Raw genomic sequence first — 17,871 nt, forward strand, 5'->3', positions numbered from 1 at the left:
ATCCGCTACGATGCCCCCATGCCCATTGACTACGCGCGCAGCCTGACCGCCGAAGATCGCTCCCTGCGCAGTGATCGCCACCTCGGGTTCACTCTCGCCTTTGTGGCGGGTGCTGCCAACGCGGGGGCTTACCTGGCGGTCAAGCTCTACACCTCACACATGACGGGTTTGGTGTCGTCCCTGGCGGACCACATCGCGCTGGGCGAACTCACCCTGGCGCTCAGCGCCTTTGGTGCGGTGGTGTCCTTTCTGCTCGGCGCCACCACCTCCGCGCTCATGATCAACTACGCCAAACGGTGTCGGCTGCGCAGCCGATACGCCCTGCCGCTGTTGCTGGAGGCGCTTTTGCTGCTGGTGTTTGGCCTGCTGGGCGCCAGACTGGCGGGGATGCAGGCTTTGTTTGTTCCGCTGACGGTGATGCTGCTTTGTTTCATCATGGGGCTGCAGAACGCCGTCATCACCAAGATTTCGGGCGCGGTGGTACGGACCACCCACCTCACCGGTGTGATCACCGATCTGGGCATTGAAATTGGTCGCCTGCTCTACTGGAACCGCAGCAGCAGACCCCAAGAAGAACACGTCGTGGCCGACCGCGCCAGGTTGGCCATGCTGGCCATGATGTGTTTGTACTTTCTGCTGGGTGGCATTGTGGGAGCTCTTGGCTTCAAACACCTGGGTTACCTCGCCACGTTGCCGCTCGCGGCCTTGCTGGTCGCCCTGTGTCTTGTGCCCATCGTCGACGATCTCAAAAACACTCTCCAACCCGCATGACCCACCTAAGATAGCGCTGCATACCTCTCTGTCAATTGTGCTGATAGGCCTCACCATCAGGAGTCCCCATGCTTGCCCATTCGCTGTCCCCTTGCATCACCACAACAAAGGTCGAAGAGTCGCGCGACTTTTACGTCAAGCACTTTGGCGCAAAGGTCACTTTCGACTGCGGCTGGTACGTCAGCATCGGCTTCTGACAGGGGGCTTCGCTTCAGTTCATGGCACCTCAACCCGAACAGCCGGTCTGTAACCCGGTTGGCTTGACCTACAACTTCAGCGTGTCCGATGTTGACGCTGAGTTTCAGTCACTGGCGGCGTCTGGTCTGGTGGCCGTTTTGCCACTCGAAGACCATCCTTGGGGAGATCGCGGTTTTGCCGTTCACGACCCCAACGGCATTCTTCTCTACATCTACGCCGAGCGCGAACCCAGCCCTGAATTCAAACAGTATTTCAAGCCCTGACGCCATGCCCACCGACCGCATCTCCAAATTACTCGAAGACATCCGCGCACTCGATCCTGAGCGTTTCGAGCTGGTACAAGCATTGAGGCACATCATTCTGGGTCTGGATTCATCCATCTCCGAGGAGGTGAAGTACGGTGGCCTCTTGTTCGCTGCTTACAAGCCTTTTTGCGGCATCTTCTCGTACACCAAACACGTTTCGCTGGAGTTCAGTGCGGGCGCGTCGCTCCTAGACACCTTCAAGGTGCTGGAGGGTGAAGGCAGGTTACGCCGCCACATCAAGCTGACGTCTGCGCAGGACATCGCGCAAAAGCATGTCAATGACTACCTTCTTTTGGCGCTCAAGGCCTCTCCCAAACCCTGAGACCCAGCCCCACGCCACTGTGCGCAGCCAGGGCCTACGGTAAAATCCACCGTTTCGCGCGGCAACACCGACTGCACAACGAACTCACCACAATTCCTTGGACGTATTGACCGCTGGCATCCGTCAAGTTGGCCAAGATGCCCGTGACTATTTGCCCGCCTACCCACACCATGACCACTCAAACCGATTACCGCAGCACCCTGAACCTGCCCGACACCCCGTTTCCGATGCGTGGCGACCTGCCCAAGCGCGAACCGGTGTGGGTCAAATCCTGGGAAGACCAGGGCCTGTACCAGAAGCTGCGCGTGGCGCGCCGGGGTGCCCCGCTGTTTGTCTTGCACGACGGCCCGCCCTATGCCAACGGCCAGATCCACATGGGCCACGCGGTCAACAAGATTCTGAAGGACATGATCGTCAAGGCCCGCCAGCTCAAGGGGCTGGACGCGGTCTACATCCCGGGCTGGGACTGCCACGGCCTGCCGATTGAAAACGCGATTGAAAAGAAGTTTGGCCGCAAGCTCGCCCGTGACGACATGCAGGCCAAGAGCCGCGCCTACGCTACCGAACAGATCGCGTTACAAATGGCCGACTTCAAACGCCTGGGTGTGCTGGGCGACTGGGAGCACCCCTACCGCACCATGGACTTCAAGAACGAGGCCGATGAAATCCGCGCCTTCAAACGTGTGATCGAACGCGGTTTTGTTTACCGTGGCTTGAAGCCCGTGTACTGGTGTTTTGACTGTGGCTCCAGCCTGGCCGAGTTCGAGATCGAATATGCCGACAAGAAGTCACAAACGCTGGACGTCGGCTTTTTGTGCGCTGAACCGGCCAAACTCGCCGCAGCCTTTGGGCTGAGCGCTCTCGACAAAGAGGCGTTTGCCGTCATCTGGACCACCACCGCGTGGACCATCCCGGCCAACCAGGCGCTCAACCTGAACCCCGAGCTGACCTACGCGCTGGTCGATACCGAGCGCGGCTTCTTGGTTCTGGCTGAGTCACTGGTCGAAAAATGCATGACGCGTTTTGGCTTGACCGGCAACGTAGTCGCCACCACCGTGGGCAAGAACCTCGGTGGTTTGAACTTCAAACACCCGTTCGCCCACGTGGATGCGGGTTATGACCGCCTGAGCCCGATCTACCTGGCCGACTACGCCACCGCCGAGGACGGCACCGGCATCGTGCACTCTGCCCCCGCCTACGGTCTGGAGGATTTCAACAGCTGTGTGTCACACGGCATGAAATACGACGACATCCTGAACCCGGTGCAAGGCAATGGTGTCTACGCGCCTGAGCTGCCGCTGTTTGGCAACCAGCAAATCTGGAAAGCCTGCCCGGTGATCATCGATGCGCTGCGCGACGCAGGTCGCCTGTTTGCCACCGAGAACATCGTGCACAGCTACCCGCATTGCTGGCGCCACAAGACGCCGGTGATCTACCGCGCCGCCGCCCAGTGGTTCATCCGTATGGACGAGGGTGAGGGCATCTTTACCAAGGACAAAGCGCCGCAGACCCTCAGGCAGACTGCCTTGGCCGCTATTGAAAACACAGCGTTTTACCCGGAAAACGGCAAGGTGCGGCTGCGCGACATGATCGCCGGGCGGCCCGACTGGTGTATCAGCCGCCAACGCAGCTGGGGTGTGCCACTGCCGTTTTTCCTGCACAAAGACAGCGGTGAGTTGCACCCCAAAACCATGGACATCCTCGACATCGCCGCCAACATGGTGGAAGAAGGCGGGATCGAAGCCTGGAGCAAGGCCAGCACCGAAGCCATCCTGGCCACGGTGGACGCGCAGGATGATGCGCCGTTCTACACCAAGAGCAGCGACATTCTGGAAGTCTGGTTTGACTCCGGCACCACCCACACCACGGTGCTCAAGGGTTCCCACCCGGGCTGCGGTCATGACAGCGGCCCCGAAGCCGACCTGTATCTGGAAGGCCACGACCAACACCGCGGCTGGTTCCACTCCAGCTTGCTGACCGCCTGCGCGATGTATGACCGCGCGCCCTATCTGGGCATCCTGACCCACGGCTTCACCGTGGACAGCAAAGGCCACAAGATGAGCAAAAGCGCTGGCAACGGCGTGGACCCGCAGGAAACGTCGAAGAAGCTCGGTGCCGAGATCATCCGCCTGTGGGTCGCTGCCAGCGACTACTCGGGCGACATCGCGGGTGACGACAAGATCCTGGCGCGGGTGGTGGACACCTACCGCCGGGTGCGCAACACCCTCAAGTTCCTGCTAGCCAACACCCAGGACTTTGACCCGGCCAAGGACAGCGTGCCCGCAGAGCAGTTGCTGGAAATTGACCGCTACGCGTTAAGCCGTGCTGCGCAGTTACAAGCCGACATCCTGGCGCACTTTGAGGTGTATGAATTCCACCCGGTGGTGGCCAAGCTGCAGATTTATTGCAGTGAAGACCTGGGCGCGTTTTACCTGGACGTGCTCAAAGACCGTCTCTACACCACCGGCGCCAACTCGCTGGCCCGGCGCAGCGCCCAAACCGCGCTGTGGCAAATCACCCAGGCCATGCTGCGCTGGATGGCACCCTTCCTGAGCTTCACCGCCGAGGAAGCCTGGGCCGTGTTGGGTGCCGAAGGCAAAACCCCGGCGGCCACGCATGACTCGATCTTCATGGACACCTACAGCACCCAGCCTGAGCCCAATACCGAGCTGCTGGCCAAGTGGAACCGCATCCGCGAGATCCGCGACCAAGTCAACAAAGACATCGAGGTCTTGCGCGCCAACGGCCAGGTGGGCTCTTCGCTGCAAGCGGTGGTGGAACTCACCGTCGGCCCGGACGATCTGGCCTTGCTGCAAAGCCTGGGTGCTGACCTGAAGTTTGTGTTCATCACATCCGCTATTGAACTGGTAGCTGGTGAGTCTTTATCCATCAGGGCCAGTGCCTCAAATGGCGTGAAATGTGAGCGTTGCTGGCATTACAGCGACGAGCTGGGCACCGACCCGGCCCACCCGACCCTGTGCCCACGTTGCACCAGCAACCTGTTTGGCAGCGGTGAAACCCGGAGCTTTGCCTGATGGCCGGCCGGGGCAAGGGTTCAGGCATCAGCTTCCAATCCAGCTCGGGCAGTTGGCTGCCCTGGCTGGCCTGGTCGCTGGTGGTGATCCTGGTCGACCAGTTCACCAAGGTGCTGGTGCTGGGGTATTACCAGCTTGGTGACAGCCACCCGGTGACCAGCTTTTTCAACCTGGTGCGGGTGCACAACCACGGCGCCGCGTTTTCGTTTCTGGCCAGCTCGGGCGGCTGGCAGCGTTGGTTGTTCACCGGCATTGGCATTGGTGCGGCGGTGTTGATCATCTGGCTGCTCAAGTCCCACCCCGGGCAAAAACTGTTTGCTTTTGCGCTGGCCAGTATTCTGGGTGGTGCGCTGGGCAATGTCATTGACCGGCTGTTGCACGGCTACGTGGTCGATTTTCTGGACTTTTACTGGAAAAACTGGCACTTTCCGGCCTTTAATGTGGCCGACAGCGCCATCACCCTGGGCGCGATCTGCCTGATCCTCGACGAGCTGCTGCGTGTACGCCGTGGCCGCTGAAACCCACCTGAGTTAGACCACCACCTTGACCCACCTGCTCAACCTGCTGGCCGCGATTGCCCTGCTGGTGTGGGGCACCCACCTGGTGCGCAAGGACACGCTGCGGGTGCTGGGCGCCAACCTGCGCCGGGTGCTGGCGCAAAGTGTGGGCAACCGTTTCACGGCGGTGCTCTCAGGCGTGGGCGTCACTGCGCTGCTGCAGTCCAGCACCGCCACCGCGCTGATCATCTCGGCCTTTGTGGGCCAGGGGCTCATGAGCCTGACTGCCGCGCTGGCGGTGATGCTGGGCGCCGACCTGGGCACCAGCCTGATGGCGCTGGTGTTCTCGCGTGATCTGTCCTGGTTGTCACCGCTGTTCATTTTTGTCGGTGTGGTGTTATTCATCGCCAAACAAAGCACCAGCGCCGGTTATGTCGGGCGCATCCTGATTGGTCTGGGGCTGATGCTGCTGGCGCTGAGCCTGGTGCGGGCCTCGGCCAACGAACTCACACAAGCGCAGGCGGTGCGTGACCTGCTGGCCACCTTGGGCAGCGACCGCTTGCTCGAGATCACCATCGGTGCGGTGCTGTCGGTGCTGAGTTATTCGAGCCTGGCGATTGTGCTGCTGATCGCCACGCTAGCCAACAGCCATGTGGTCACGGTAGATGTGGCGCTGGGCCTGGTGCTGGGCGCCAACCTGGGCAGTGGCCTGCTGGCGGTATTGACCACGCTGCGCTCCCCCATCGAAGCGCGTCAGGTCCCCATGGGCAACCTGATCTTCAAGATACTGGGTGTGGCGCTGATGGCGCCCAGCATGGGCCTGTGGCTCAGCCATGTGCGCCCCAACGTGGCCGACGCGGCCACCACCGTGGTGCTGTTTCACTTCATGTTCAACGCGCTGGTGGCGCTGTTATTCATTGGCCTGACCCAGGTGGTGGCACGTTGGGTGGCCTACTGGCTGCCTATCCCGAAGCGCAATGCGCTCAATGGCCGCCACCGCCATCTGGACGCCTCGGCGCTGGCGACACCCTCGGTGGCGCTGGCCTGTGCGGTGCGCGAAGCCATGCACCAGGCCGACGTGGTAGAGACCATGTTGCGTGGTGTGCTCGATGTGATCAAGACCAACGACATGGAGCTGGCCAAGTCGCTGCAGAAGATGGACGACACGGTGGACCGGCTTTACTCCGACATCAAGTACTACCTGACCAAGATCTCGCGCGAGGCGCTCAACGACAAGGAAGGTCGGCGCTGGACCGATGTGATCAGCTTCACGATCAACATGGAGCAGATTGGCGACATCGTCGAGCGCATCCTCGAAGACATCGAAAACAAAAAAATCCGCACCGGGCGCGAGTTCTCACCGGCGGGCATGGCCGAAATCACCGAGTTGCATGGTGACCTGGTCAACAACCTGCGTTTAGGCATGAGTGTGTTCCTCAACGACGACCCGCGCGACGCGATCAAGCTGCTCGAAGAAAAAACCCGTTTTCGTGATCTGGAGCTGAAATACGCCGCCAATCACCTGAACCGGTTGACCGACAACACGCTGGAGAGCATCGAAACCAGCTCGCTGCACCTGGATTTGATCAGCGAGCTCAAACGCATCAACTCGCTGATCTGCGCGATTGCCTACCCGATCCTGGAGTCCACCGGCGCGCTCGCACCCAACCGCCTGCGTCAGCCCGCAGCTGCGCCAGGTTCACCTGACTCGGCCATTTGAGCCGAGTCCACCGTGGGTTGGGCACGCACACGCACCATGGTTGGCTTCACATGTCTCGCACATCATTCACCCTGACCTTGGCCTTGGCAGCCCTGTTCGCCAGCCCCTGGGTGCACGCACAAAACCACCAACTTGCCACCTGGCCAGCACACCGCCCTGTCCCGGCACGCGTGGGCACCGACCTTCAAGGCAAGGTGTGGCGCTTGGCCGACTTGCGTGGCAAGGCGGTGTTGATCAATTTTTGGGCCAGTTGGTGTGCGCCCTGCCTGGCAGAAATGCCGTCACTGCAAACCTTGGCTCAGGCCTATGGGCCCGAGAAACTGGTGGTGCTGGCGGTGAATTTCAAGGAGTCAAATGCCATCGTGCAGCGTTTTGTGCAGCGGACGCAGTTTGAGCTGCCGGTGCTGCTGGACCCGACCGGGGTGATGGCAAACCAGTGGGGTGCCCGTGTGTTCCCAACCACCGTGTTGGTGGCCGCCAACGGGCAGGTGCGTACAGTGATTCGCGGTGAGGTGGATTGGTCGAGCCAGCAGGCCGCCACACTGATCGAGCCTTTGCTGAACCCGGCGGCCCCATAGGCCATCCAGGCACACCGCGATAATCTGCGCTTCGACCACGGGCCAGCCCGGCATCGCCACAGCCGAGATGCGTACCTTTACATACGCAGACGGCACTTGTCCTTTTCCAATTTTCCGGAGCTCTCTCAATGACCCCCGTTCACACCCAAGCACGCCGTGCTTTTATGAAAAATATGGCGGCAGCCGCCGCAGCAGCTTCATTGCCTGCTATTTCTTTTGCACAAAACACACCAGCGACCGAACACAAGTTTGCGCCGCAAGCAGGCACCTGGCGCAGCTTTGAGGTCACCACCCGGGTCAACATCCTCAAGCCCCAAGGTGTCACACGCCTGTGGCTGCCCATGCCGTCCGTCAACAGCGACTGGCAACAATCCTTGGGCAGCACTTTCTCCAGCAATGGCAAGACCCAGATCACCAGCGATGGTCGGTATGGTGCACAGATGTTGTATGTCGAGTTTGCCGAGAACGAAGCCAAACCTTTTGTCGAGCTGACCAGCAAAGTTCAGACCCAAAACCGCTCTGTCGACTGGGCCCACCCACACGCCGCCAGCGAAGACCAGGCGGCGCTGAACTACTGGACCCAGCCCACCCATTTGTTGCCCACCGATGGCATCGTGCGCCAAACCGCGCTGCAAGCCATTCGCGGCGCACGTACCGATGTTGAAAAGGCACAAAAGCTTTACGACTGGGTGGTGGTCAACACCTTCCGTGAACCCAAGGTGCAAGGCTGCGGCGAGGGCGAGATCCAGACCATGCTGGAGACCGGCAACCTGGGTGGCAAATGCGCGGACCTGAATGCGCTGTTTGTCGGCTTGTGCCGCTCGGTCGGTCTGCCCGCCCGCGATGTTTACGGACTGCGGCTGGCGCCCTCGGCCTTTGGTTACAAGCAGTTGGGCGGCAATTCAGCCAGCCTGCAAGGTGCGCAACACTGCCGGGCTGAGGTTTACCTCAAGCAGTATGGCTGGGTGGCGATGGACCCTGCGGACGTGACCAAGGTCATGCGCCAGGAAACACCAGATTGGATCAAGTCGTCCAACCATGCCTTGGTGGCGCCGGTCAACAAGGCCCTGTTTGGCAGTTGGGAAGGCAACTGGATGGCCTACAACACCGCCCACGACGTGACGCTGCCCCATTCCACCGGGCCGCGCCTGGGCTTCCTGATGTACCCGGTGGCCGAGAATGCCGCTGGCCGCCTGGACTCTTACGCCCCGGACGACTTCAAATACCAGATCAGCGCACGGGACATCACGGCTTAATGGTCAGACTGGGGTGGGGGTGTTTCCACGCCCGCTGACACGGTGTCGGTTTTTATAGAGGTTCTGGATGAAAGTCTTATTTGTTCTTGCTTTGGCTGAATGGGTTTGCGGGTGCGCTCACGCCACCGCAGAATCCAGGCACAACACCGTGATCGTGCAAGGCAACACCCCCGTGTTGGTGGTCGGCCTGTGAAGCAGTCGCCTGCCCTGCCACCCTACCTGGCGCTGGTGGGCCCCACCGCTGCAGGCAAAACCGCCGCCGCGCTGGCCATTGCACAGCAACACCCGGTCGAGATCATCAGCATCGATTCCGCCCTGGTTTACCGCGGCATGGACATTGGCACCGCCAAACCCAGCGCGGCCGAACTGGCCGCCGCACCACACCACCTGATCAACATCCGCGACCCGTTGCACGCCTACAGCGCGGCCGAGTTTGTGGCAGATGCCAGCCAGCTGATCCACGAGATCCACGCCCGTGGCAAGTTGCCGTTGCTGGTGGGCGGCACCATGCTGTATCTGAAGGCCCTGCGCCAGGGCCTGGACGACCTGCCCAAGGCCGATGCGACCGTGCGCGCCCAGATCGAGTTAGAAGCCGCGCAACAGGGCTGGCCTGCCAAGCATGCTGAGCTGGCGCAGGTGGACCCGGTCACCGCGGCACGGCTGGCACCCGGCGACTCACAACGCATCTCGCGGGCGCTGGAGGTGTGGCGCCTCACCGGGCAGACGCTGGCCAGTTTTCACACTAGCAAAAAAGAAGCTACTAGCCCAATGGATACAAGGGCTACAGGCCTGGACCCGGGGTTTTGCCAAAATAATGCAGAAGCTGCTGCAACGTCGATGCTGATCTCGCTGGAGCCGCTGGAGCGCAGCTGGTTGCATTTGCGCATTGCCCAGCGTTTTGACGAGATGCTCAAACAGGGTTTGCTCGACGAAGTGCAGGTCCTGCGCGCGCGCGGTGACCTGAACCCCGATTTACCCTCGATGCGCTGCGTGGGTTACCGCCAGGTCTGGGAGGCGCTCGACGGCCTGTGGCCCATCAGCGAGTTGCGCGACAAAGGCATTTTTGCCACCCGCCAGCTCGCCAAACGCCAGATCACCTGGTTACGCAGCATGCAGGACCGCCAAATCGTGGCCTGCGACGCACCCGATGCATTGCAACAGGTGCTGGCGCTGGCCAATACCTTTGTGGCGGGTTTGTCCCCAGAGACACTGCGGCACTGACATCTGGCCTATCCTCGCCGCACTGCAGGACAGCCCCACACCCCCCACCATGAGCCTGATCATCCAGAACTTGAGCAAACACTACGGCAGCGTGCCGGTGTTTCGCCACGTCTCCTTACATGTGCAGCCGGGTGAGTTTGTCGCCATCGTGGGTGAATCGGGCGTCGGCAAATCAACCCTGCTCAACTGCATGGCCGGACTCGACAGCTGGGACAGCGGCAGCGTGCTGCTGGACGGGCTGGACCTCAGCACCCAGAGTGACGACCAACTGGCCCGCCTGCGGCGCGAAAAAACCGGTTTTGTGTTCCAGGCCTTCCATGTGTTGCCGCACCTGAGCGTGAGCCAGAACGTGGCCCTGCCGCTGATGCTGCTGGGCCAATTGGATGAAGCCCGCGTACAAGCCATGTTGACCGAGGTCGGCCTCGAAGGTCTGGGGGAGCGCCTGCCGCAACAGCTCAGCGGTGGTCAGTTGCAGCGTGTGGCGATTGCGCGGGCGCTGGTTCATCGGCCGATGTTGCTGCTGGCCGATGAGCCCACCGGCAACCTCGACCCCCGCACCGCTGAGCGGGTGATGGACGCCCTGGTCAGCCAGACCCGCGCCCACGGCGCCGCGATGGTGCTGGTGACGCACTCGGTGGCCGCTGCGGCGCGTGCCGACCGCAGGCTGCTGCTGACTGCCGACGGTTTGCTGGACCATGCTGATCCGGCTTGACTTTGCCGACCCGCAAGGGGGCGAGACACGTTTACGCTGTGCCTTTGAGGCACCGACAGACACCCTGGTGGCCCACACACCCGAGCAGATCCAGCCGCTGCTGGACAAGGTGCAAGCCCACGCCCAAGCGGGCCGCTGGTGTGTCGGTTACCTGCGGTATGAGGCCGCAAGCGCGTTTGACAAGGCACTGCTCACCTATGCGGCGGATGGCCCGCTGGCCTGGTTTGGGGTGTTTGAGCACGCCCTGCCCTGGCCGCCTGGTCCACCCGCACCCGCCGACACGGTAGGGCCGACCCAAGTGCGATGGCACAGCCCCCTGAGCCGTGATCAGTTCGATAACAAGCTGACCACGATCCATGAGGCGATTGGCGCGGGTGAGTACTACCAGGTGAACTACACCGCCCCGTTGCACGGAGATTTTGTCGGCAGCGCGCCTGAACTGTTTACGCGCCTGCAACAAGCCCAGCCCGGTGGCTACGCCGCGTACATCGACACGGGTGAGGAGCAGATTCTGTCGGTCTCACCCGAGCTGTTTTTTGACTGGGACGGCCAGCACATCCTGACCCGGCCGATGAAAGGCACCGCGCCACGCGGCCAGACGCCGCAGGAAGATGCGGCCCTGGTGCAGGCGCTCACAGCGTCACCCAAGGAGCGCGCCGAGAACGTGATGATTGTGGATTTGCTGCGCAACGACCTGTCGCGCATCGCCAAACCGCACACGGTGCAGGTGCCGTCCCTGTTTGCGGTGCAGAGCCTGCCCACGGTGCATCAGATGGTGTCGGACGTGACCGCACAAACCCGCCCCGGTACGAGCTTGAGCGAGGTGTTTGGCGCGCTGTTCCCCTGCGGCTCCATCACCGGCGCGCCCAAGGTGCGGGCCATGCAGGCCATCTACGACCTCGAACCCCAGGCGCGTGGGGTCTACTGCGGCGCCATCGGCGTTGTTCGCCCAGGCGGCCATGCCACCTTCAACGTCGCCATCCGTACCGTGACCATCCAGGGCGCCCAGGCCCGCTGCGGTATTGGCAGCGGCATCACCTATGACGCCACCGCACCCAACGAATGGCGCGAGTGGCAACACAAACGAATGTTTCTGGAACGCGCCAGCGAAGCTTTTGCGTTGTTGGAAACGCTGCGACTGCAAGCCGGTGTGTTCCACAACTTAGGAGCACACTTGGCAAGGCTGGCAAGGGCTGCAAGGCATTTTGGTTACCCTTTTGACGAGGAGCGTGTACGTGCCGCTTTGTTAACCTTGCTTGACCCCGACATGCGCAGCGATGACACCACCGTCTGGCGTGTGCGCCTGCTGCTCGACGCCCAGGGCCGACCTTTTGCCGAAAAATACAAACAAAATAGCACGCCAGACCTTGTATCTATTGGGCTGGCAGCTACGCCTTTTGAAGCAGCACAGAGCGAATTCACCCGCTTCAAAACCACCCGGCGCAGCCACTACGAAGCCTTTACCCCGACCGACCCAGCCATCTTTGACACCCTGCTCTACAACGAGCGTGGCGAACTCACCGAATGCACCCGCGGCAATATCGCGGTGTTGCTGGACGGCCAGTGGTTCACGCCAGCACTGCACTGCGGCCTGCTAAACGGTGTGGGCCGCGCCCACTTCATCGCCCAAGACCGCCTCAAAGAAGCCGTCATCACCCTGGCCGATCTGCCGCGTGTGCATGGCTTGGCCTTTGTCAACAGCTTACGCGGGTGGGTGGAGGCGCGGCTGGTAGGCACGAGCGACTGAGTGCGTCCAGCGGGCTGGCTGGGCCGCCCGCCGCAGTAGCACGGGCTTACCTGTTGTATCAACAGCATGAGCGACAAAGACGGTCTTTGCCAGATCGATTCCAACGGTTACGATGACCATGATTTCCCCTCTCAGACAAGTTGATGAAAAGTTTGACCTCTCCATCGGGGAACTTAGTTACCGTTAACCGCAACCCTCACGGGTCGCGGCTTGCTCGGAACGGGGAAGTCCCATTCATTCGTTAGGCCTCGCAAATGACACTTGAGACCGCCGATCTCGAAGAAATCAAACCGCAGTGGCGCGCCCGGCTCGAGGATGCGCTAAGCCCTTCAACGCGCGCAAAGCGTCGACTTCTGCTTGTAGCCAGCACTATTTCGCTCGTCATTATTCTTCTTGGAATACTCCCAACAAAAATCGAAGCGCTCGGAATAGTATTTGAAAGTAGCAAAAGGCGGGATCTTCTTATCTTGCTCGCGGCTGTAAATCTATATGCGCTCATTGGCTTTCTCCTCTATGCGTGGGCGGATATACACCTGCAAGCGAGAATTCAAAGCAATGCAAATACTGGCTACGTTCACGAGTTCGTCAAGGGCAGAGCCAGTGCACTGGAATCCACAAACTACTTCATCCGTTTTGCTTTCGACTTCTTGGTTCCAGTCGGATATGGTGGCTATGCCCTATATAAAGTCTATGAGGTTGTTTCAAAGGTCGCAGCGCTATGAAAGCGAGGTCTAACCGCAACGTTGGGCTCTTTTGAATACGTTTGGCTTTGTCAGACCGTACCGGTATCAGACAACCCGTATTTCCTGATCTTGTCGTGCAAGGTGGTTTTGGCCACACCGAGGGCTTCGGCGCTGCGCGCTAGGCTGCCTTGATGCCGCTGCAAGGCTTCGGCGATCAGGGCGCGCTCAAAGGCGTTGACGGTGTCGGCCAGGGGACGCAGGTGGTCGCCTCCTTCGTTGCCAAAAGGCGGCGCGCCCGACTCGATGCCCAGCACACAGCGGTCGGCCACGTTGCGCAGTTCGCGCACATTGCCGGGCCAGTGGTAGGCCATCAGCTGGCGGATGGCGGCGGCGTCGCATGGCGGCACCGGTCGACCATGGCGCGCTGCGGCTTGCAGCAAAAAGTGCTGGAACAGCAGCGGAATATCTTCGCGCCGCTCGCGTAGCGGTGGCAGGGGCACGGTGGCCACGCTGAGTCGGTAATACAGATCGGCGCGAAAACGGCCTTGCTCGGACAAGGTGCGCAAGTCTTCTTTGGTGGCGGCCACAATACGGCAGTCCACCGGGATCAGGGTGTTGGAGCCCAGCCGCTCCAGCGTGCGTTCCTGCAAGACACGTAACAGCTTGATCTGCATCGGCACCGGCATGCTCTCGATTTCGTCGAGGAACAAAGTACCGCCGTTGGCGTATTCGATCTTGCCGATGCGGCGTTTGCTGGCGCCGGTGTAGGCGCCCGCCTCGTGGCCAAAAATTTCGCTCTCAAACAGCGTCTCGGGCAAACCACCGCAATTGATCGCCACAAAGTTGCCTTTGCGCCGTGAGCTGGCCTCGTGCAGGCAGCGCGCCACCAGTTCCTTGCCGGTGCCGGTTTCGCCCTGGATCAGCACATCGGCAGCGCTGTCGGCCAGCCCGCTGATCAGTGTGCGCAGTTTGCGCATGCCATCTGCGTTGCCAATCAGGCGCGCTTCGATCTGGTCGCGGCCATCCAAGCGGTTGCGCAGGTCACGCACTTCCAGGGTGAGCTGGCGTTTCTCCAACGCGCGGCGCACCACCTCAACCAGGTATTCCGGCGAAAACGGCTTCTGGATGAAATCATGTGCGCCGTCTTTCATGGCCTGGACCGCCATCGAGATGTCGCCATGGCCGGTGATCAACACCACCGGCAGCTGTGGGTCCACCGCCAGCACCTCGCGCAAAAAAGTCATGCCGTCCATACGTGGCAGGCGGATGTCGCTGACGATGACACCCCGGAAGTCTTTGCCCAGAAGGTGTCTGGCCGCCTCGGCGCTGGCGACACTCTCGGTCAGGATGCCTTCAAGTTGCAGCGCCTGCTCACAACCCAGGCGCACATCCGGGTCGTCTTCGATGATCAGTACTTTGAGGGCTTGGGTCATGGTGCCGGTGTGGCTAGGGGGATGTCCAGGGTGAAGACGGCGCCGCCGTCAGGGTGGTTGGCGCCGCTGAGCGTACCACCGAAGTCGCTCACGATACCGGCTGAAATGACCAGCCCCAGGCCCAGGCCCACCCCGGCCTCCTTGGTGGTGAAGAAGGGTTCGAACAAACGCGGCAATACCTCCGCACTCAGGCCCGCGCCATGGTCGCGCACAGTCAGGCGCAGCATGGGCCCCTGACTGGCACAGTGGATCTCCAGGTGGGGCTGGGGGTGCTCGGCCATGGCGTCCAGTGCATTGCTGACCAGGTTGACCATGACCTGCTCCAGCCGGTTGGCGTCACACAACGCAAACAGCGCCACATCGGGAAAAGCCATCTGGACCTCGGCGCCGCTGCTGCGCAGGCGCTGCTCCAGGATGGCCACCGCATGGGTGACCACCTGGCGGATATCGACCGGCCGGGGTTGCCCGCTGGATTTGTGGGCAAAGGCCTTGAGTTGACCGGTGATCAGGCCCATACGGTCCACCAGCTGGGCAATACGCTCCAGGTTAGAGCGTGCGGTGGCTTCGTCACCGCGTTCGAGAAACCGCGCCGCATTGCCTGAGAGTGTGCGCAGCGCCGCCAGCGGCTGGTTCAGTTCATGCGCTATGCCGGCCGAGAGCTGGCCGATGACCGCCAGTTTGCCAGCCTGGATCAGTTCGTCTTGCGCCGCGCGCAATGTGCGTTCAGCACGCACCCGTTCTACCACTTCTTCCTGAAGCTGCTGGTTGGCGGACGAAAGATCTGCTGTGCGTTCCTCGACCTTGCGCTCAAGCTCATCGTGGGCCCTTTGCAAAGCTTCCCGGGCGGCCAAGCGGTCACGCAGGTGCCGCCGCCGCTGGTAGACCATCGAGGCCAGAATCCACAGCAGAATCGTTGTGACACCCGCCACGCTGGCCCGGATAAAGCTCATCTCGTTGACGGGCTTGACGTGGGAGAACACCGTCAGTGTCCACGGCGTGCCGGGCATGGCCTGGGACTGCGCCAGAAAGTTGCCCGCCACTGGGTAGGCCGAGACCATCTCCTGCGGCTGTTTGGCCAGCTGCACCAGGCGTGCACCCTGGCTGAGGTCGGCCATCTCCCTGACACCCAGCGGTTGCAGAGCGCGGCGGTTGTACTGCTGAGTGCGGTCAAAGGTTTTGCGGGTGCCCTCGTCCAGAGGCCGCAGTGTGGTGAACTTCCAATCGGGCACCGAGCTCAGGATGACCACCCCGTTTTCATCGGCCACCAGCACTGGCGCCTCCACCGTGGACCACGACTGCTCCAACTGGTCCAGGCCCACCTTGACAATCGCCACACCGAGGGTGCGGCTGTCGTCGCTCAAGGCTGAGGACAGGTAATAACCCGGTTCACTGCGGGTGGTGCCGATGCCAAAAAAGCGCCCGCTGCCGGTGTCCATCGCTTCGCGGAAGTACGGGCGAAAAGCGAGGTCTTCGCCAAGGTAACTGTCGCTGCGTCGCCAGTTGCTGGTGGCGCGCACCTTGCCCTGGTCGTCAATCACGTAGATGGCCAAGGTGCCGGCGCGTTCATTGAGGCGCTCAAGGTAAACGTTGGCCTGGTCGGTGAGACGCGGGTCGGTGGCCTGGGTGAGGAGATCCAGAACGTCGCGTTCCAGCCCGAGGGTGGCCGGGAAATAGGCGTATTTGCCGATTTCTCGCTCCAGGCTGGCGGTGTACAGATCAAGCCGGTGCCGCCCGGTGGTTTGCAACTCGGCCAAGCCCATGCGTTGGCTGATCTGGTAGGTCGTCAACGACGCCGCTGCCACCAGCGCGGCCAGCGCCAGCAACAGCAGGGAAAAACGCAAGGGGCGGCGAGTGAACATGGGCTGGGCAGGTGGCTTTCAAACAAGGTTGTCCGCCCCATCAAACACGCCAGATGCGGCAGACCTCGCAACAACAGCTGCGAGTATCTGCCAGATGCTGGTCGTGCCCATGACGGCCATGGGTCAACAGACCGCCGTCAAACTAGATCACGTTGTTTTGCGAACCGGCACAGCGCTGGTGGACTGATCTTCCCACTTGGACATATCGAGCTCACCCTCGGTCTTCGCCACAATCGCGGTGCAAACCATGTCGCCACCCACATTCAGGCAGGTGCGGCCCATGTCCAGCAGGGCGTCGATGCCCAGGATCATGGCGTAGGCAGCCGCAATGGCAGAACCTGCCTCAACCTTCATACCCACCGATTCAAGCACCATCAACAACATGATGGCACCAGCACCCGGCACACCGGCAGTGCCGATGGCAGCCAGCGTCGAGGTAGTGACCACAATCATCTGCTGCTCAAACGTCAGCGGATGGCCGGTGGCATAACCGATGAACATGGCGCACACACCCAGGTAGATCGCGGTGCCGTTCATGTTGATGGTGGCGCCCAGCGGCAGGGTGAAGGACGAGATGGTGCGTGGCACACCCAGCTTTTCTTCAGACACCCGCATGGTGACCGGCAAGGTGCCGTTCGAGGAACGGGTCACAAAAGCAGTGATCAGCGCCTCGTTGGCACCTTTGAAGAACTTGATCACACCGAGCCGGTACACCGCCAGCAGGCCGCCGTAACCAATGACCGTGAGCGCAATGAAAGCGAGGTAGACCGTGACCGTGACATAAAGCAGCGGGCCCAGCGCCTTGGCGCCTTGTTGGGCAAACACCATGGCGATCAGGAAGAACACACCAATCGGTGCGTACTGCATGATGCCGCGAACAATTTTGTACATGGTCTCAGCCGCCGCGTTCACCAATTCAAACAGCGACTGGGCACCCTTGGCCACGGTTGCGTCTTTGGACTCCTTGGTGAAGGAAATCGCCAGACCAAACAACATGGCAAAGAAGATGATCGGCAACACATCCCCCTTGGCCAGCGACTCGGCCGGGTTGGTCGGGATGATGTTGAGGAAAATGGTCGAGAGTGAAGGCGCCTCGGCGACCTTGCCCTTGACCGCTTCCGCGCCAACAATCTCCATACCCAGACCAGGTTGCAGCAAGTTGGCAAAGAACAGACCCACAGCCACTGAGGCGGCCGAGGTGGCCATGTAAAAAGCAATGATCTTGACCCCCACGCGCCCGAGTCGCGACGGCGCGATGCTGGCCGCACCCGCAATCAGCGAGAAGAAGATCACCGGCACCACAATCATCTTGAGCAAGCGGATGAAGATGTCACCAAAAATCTTGGTGTTGTCGACAAACGCCTTGCTGTTGGCCGGGTCACCAAAGCCCAGCAAAATGCCCACGATACAGCCTGCGACCAGCCCGACCATGATCCGCGTGAGCAGATTGGTCTTGAAATACCAGTCGAGCATTCCTTTTTTTTGACTCATGTTGTCTTCCTCGGTTAAAAAATTTCAATCAATCTGGGCCTGC

Annotated in this window: 16 protein-coding genes; 13 read left to right on the forward strand and 3 right to left on the reverse strand. The window is 61.1% G+C overall.

Annotated features, from left to right (window positions below; all coding sequences use genetic code 11):
• The first annotated feature begins 18 nt into the window (after positions 1-18).
• The 13 genes from FDG13_RS18740 to FDG13_RS18795 all read left to right on the forward strand — a co-directional run bounded on the left by FDG13_RS18740 (position 19) and on the right by FDG13_RS18795 (position 13,084).
• On the forward strand, positions 19-771 hold the full coding sequence (locus FDG13_RS18740) for a YoaK family protein (RefSeq protein WP_180132054.1): 753 nt from the start codon (positions 19-21) through the stop codon (positions 769-771).
• Positions 772-839: 68 nt separating this feature from the next.
• Positions 840-968 (forward strand): hypothetical protein, encoded by a 129-nt coding sequence (locus FDG13_RS21220; RefSeq protein ID WP_255435327.1) that lies wholly within the window; start codon positions 840-842, stop codon positions 966-968.
• 21 nt (positions 969-989) lie between these two features.
• Positions 990-1,232, forward strand: coding sequence for a glyoxalase/bleomycin resistance/extradiol dioxygenase family protein (locus tag FDG13_RS20890; protein ID WP_218942790.1), 243 nt, complete (start codon positions 990-992; stop codon positions 1,230-1,232).
• A 4-nt stretch (positions 1,233-1,236) separates the two neighbouring features.
• Positions 1,237-1,596 carry a DUF1801 domain-containing protein gene (locus tag FDG13_RS18750; RefSeq protein WP_180132065.1) on the forward strand — a complete coding sequence of 120 codons (360 nt, stop codon included), beginning with the start codon at positions 1,237-1,239 and terminating at the stop codon, positions 1,594-1,596.
• Between the two features lie 170 nt (positions 1,597-1,766).
• Positions 1,767-4,631 (forward strand): isoleucine--tRNA ligase, encoded by a 2,865-nt coding sequence (gene ileS, locus FDG13_RS18755; protein WP_180132189.1) that lies wholly within the window; start codon positions 1,767-1,769, stop codon positions 4,629-4,631.
• The gene (gene lspA / locus FDG13_RS18760; RefSeq protein ID WP_180132193.1) at positions 4,631-5,149 is read left to right on the forward strand and encodes a signal peptidase II; all 519 of its coding nucleotides are present in this window, start codon (positions 4,631-4,633) and stop codon (positions 5,147-5,149) included. The genes ileS and lspA overlap by 1 nt, the downstream gene beginning before the upstream one ends.
• A 25-nt stretch (positions 5,150-5,174) precedes the next feature.
• Positions 5,175-6,848 (forward strand): Na/Pi cotransporter family protein, encoded by a 1,674-nt coding sequence (locus tag FDG13_RS18765; RefSeq protein WP_180132194.1) that lies wholly within the window; start codon positions 5,175-5,177, stop codon positions 6,846-6,848.
• Positions 6,849-6,898: 50 nt separating this feature from the next.
• The gene (locus FDG13_RS18770) at positions 6,899-7,426 is read left to right on the forward strand and encodes a TlpA disulfide reductase family protein (RefSeq protein WP_180132195.1); all 528 of its coding nucleotides are present in this window, start codon (positions 6,899-6,901) and stop codon (positions 7,424-7,426) included.
• Positions 7,427-7,554: 128 nt separating this feature from the next.
• The gene (locus FDG13_RS18775) at positions 7,555-8,682 is read left to right on the forward strand and encodes a transglutaminase family protein (protein WP_180132196.1); all 1,128 of its coding nucleotides are present in this window, start codon (positions 7,555-7,557) and stop codon (positions 8,680-8,682) included.
• Between the two features lie 189 nt (positions 8,683-8,871).
• On the forward strand, positions 8,872-9,903 hold the full coding sequence (gene miaA, locus FDG13_RS18780; RefSeq protein ID WP_370528254.1) for a tRNA (adenosine(37)-N6)-dimethylallyltransferase MiaA: 1,032 nt from the start codon (positions 8,872-8,874) through the stop codon (positions 9,901-9,903).
• Between the two features lie 49 nt (positions 9,904-9,952).
• Positions 9,953-10,615, forward strand: a complete 663-nt coding sequence (locus FDG13_RS18785; protein WP_180132198.1) for an ABC transporter ATP-binding protein — start codon at positions 9,953-9,955, stop codon at positions 10,613-10,615.
• Positions 10,599-12,362: an aminodeoxychorismate synthase component I gene (pabB, locus tag FDG13_RS18790; protein WP_180132199.1), complete on the forward strand. Its 1,764-nt coding sequence runs from the start codon at positions 10,599-10,601 to the stop codon at positions 12,360-12,362. The genes FDG13_RS18785 and pabB overlap by 17 nt, the downstream gene beginning before the upstream one ends.
• Before the next feature lie 254 nt (positions 12,363-12,616).
• The gene (locus FDG13_RS18795) at positions 12,617-13,084 is read left to right on the forward strand and encodes a hypothetical protein (protein ID WP_180132200.1); all 468 of its coding nucleotides are present in this window, start codon (positions 12,617-12,619) and stop codon (positions 13,082-13,084) included.
• Positions 13,085-13,134: 50 nt separating this feature from the next.
• On the opposite strand, the gene FDG13_RS18800 is transcribed toward FDG13_RS18795, so the two are convergent.
• The 3 genes from FDG13_RS18800 to FDG13_RS18810 all read right to left on the reverse strand — a co-directional run bounded on the left by FDG13_RS18800 (position 13,135) and on the right by FDG13_RS18810 (position 17,828).
• Positions 13,135-14,478 carry a sigma-54 dependent transcriptional regulator gene (locus FDG13_RS18800; protein ID WP_180132201.1) on the reverse strand — a complete coding sequence of 448 codons (1,344 nt, stop codon included), beginning with the start codon at positions 14,476-14,478 and terminating at the stop codon, positions 13,135-13,137.
• Positions 14,475-16,337 carry an ATP-binding protein gene (locus FDG13_RS18805; RefSeq protein WP_180132202.1) on the reverse strand — a complete coding sequence of 621 codons (1,863 nt, stop codon included), beginning with the start codon at positions 16,335-16,337 and terminating at the stop codon, positions 14,475-14,477. The genes FDG13_RS18800 and FDG13_RS18805 overlap by 4 nt, the downstream gene beginning before the upstream one ends.
• Before the next feature lie 147 nt (positions 16,338-16,484).
• Complete coding sequence (locus FDG13_RS18810; RefSeq protein ID WP_180132203.1) at positions 16,485-17,828, reverse strand: dicarboxylate/amino acid:cation symporter; 1,344 nt, start codon at positions 17,826-17,828, stop codon at positions 16,485-16,487.
• Positions 17,829-17,871 lie beyond the last annotated feature (43 nt).

The sequence above is a fragment of the Rhodoferax sp. BLA1 genome, assembly GCF_013416775.1.
In the GTDB taxonomy this organism is placed as follows: Bacteria; Pseudomonadota; Gammaproteobacteria; order Burkholderiales; family Burkholderiaceae_C; genus Rhodoferax.

Bases quoted from the DNA above. Each gene is read 5' to 3' on its own strand.
- pabB (WP_180132199.1), top strand. From the start codon at position 10,599: ATGCTGATCCGGCTTGACTTTGCCGACCCGCAAGGGGGCGAGACACGT.
- FDG13_RS20890 (WP_218942790.1), top strand. From the start codon at position 990: ATGGCACCTCAACCCGAACAGCCGGTCTGTAACCCGGTTGGCTTGACC.
- FDG13_RS18810 (WP_180132203.1), bottom strand. From the start codon at position 17,828: ATGAGTCAAAAAAAAGGAATGCTCGACTGGTATTTCAAGACCAATCTG.
- FDG13_RS18740 (WP_180132054.1), top strand. From the start codon at position 19: ATGCCCATTGACTACGCGCGCAGCCTGACCGCCGAAGATCGCTCCCTG.
- ileS (WP_180132189.1), top strand. From the start codon at position 1,767: ATGACCACTCAAACCGATTACCGCAGCACCCTGAACCTGCCCGACACC.
- FDG13_RS21220 (WP_255435327.1), top strand. From the start codon at position 840: ATGCTTGCCCATTCGCTGTCCCCTTGCATCACCACAACAAAGGTCGAA.
- FDG13_RS18795 (WP_180132200.1), top strand. From the start codon at position 12,617: ATGACACTTGAGACCGCCGATCTCGAAGAAATCAAACCGCAGTGGCGC.
- FDG13_RS18770 (WP_180132195.1), top strand. From the start codon at position 6,899: ATGTCTCGCACATCATTCACCCTGACCTTGGCCTTGGCAGCCCTGTTC.
- FDG13_RS18785 (WP_180132198.1), top strand. From the start codon at position 9,953: ATGAGCCTGATCATCCAGAACTTGAGCAAACACTACGGCAGCGTGCCG.
- lspA (WP_180132193.1), top strand. From the start codon at position 4,631: ATGGCCGGCCGGGGCAAGGGTTCAGGCATCAGCTTCCAATCCAGCTCG.
- FDG13_RS18800 (WP_180132201.1), bottom strand. From the start codon at position 14,478: ATGACCCAAGCCCTCAAAGTACTGATCATCGAAGACGACCCGGATGTG.
- FDG13_RS18750 (WP_180132065.1), top strand. From the start codon at position 1,237: ATGCCCACCGACCGCATCTCCAAATTACTCGAAGACATCCGCGCACTC.
- FDG13_RS18805 (WP_180132202.1), bottom strand. From the start codon at position 16,337: ATGTTCACTCGCCGCCCCTTGCGTTTTTCCCTGCTGTTGCTGGCGCTG.
- FDG13_RS18775 (WP_180132196.1), top strand. From the start codon at position 7,555: ATGACCCCCGTTCACACCCAAGCACGCCGTGCTTTTATGAAAAATATG.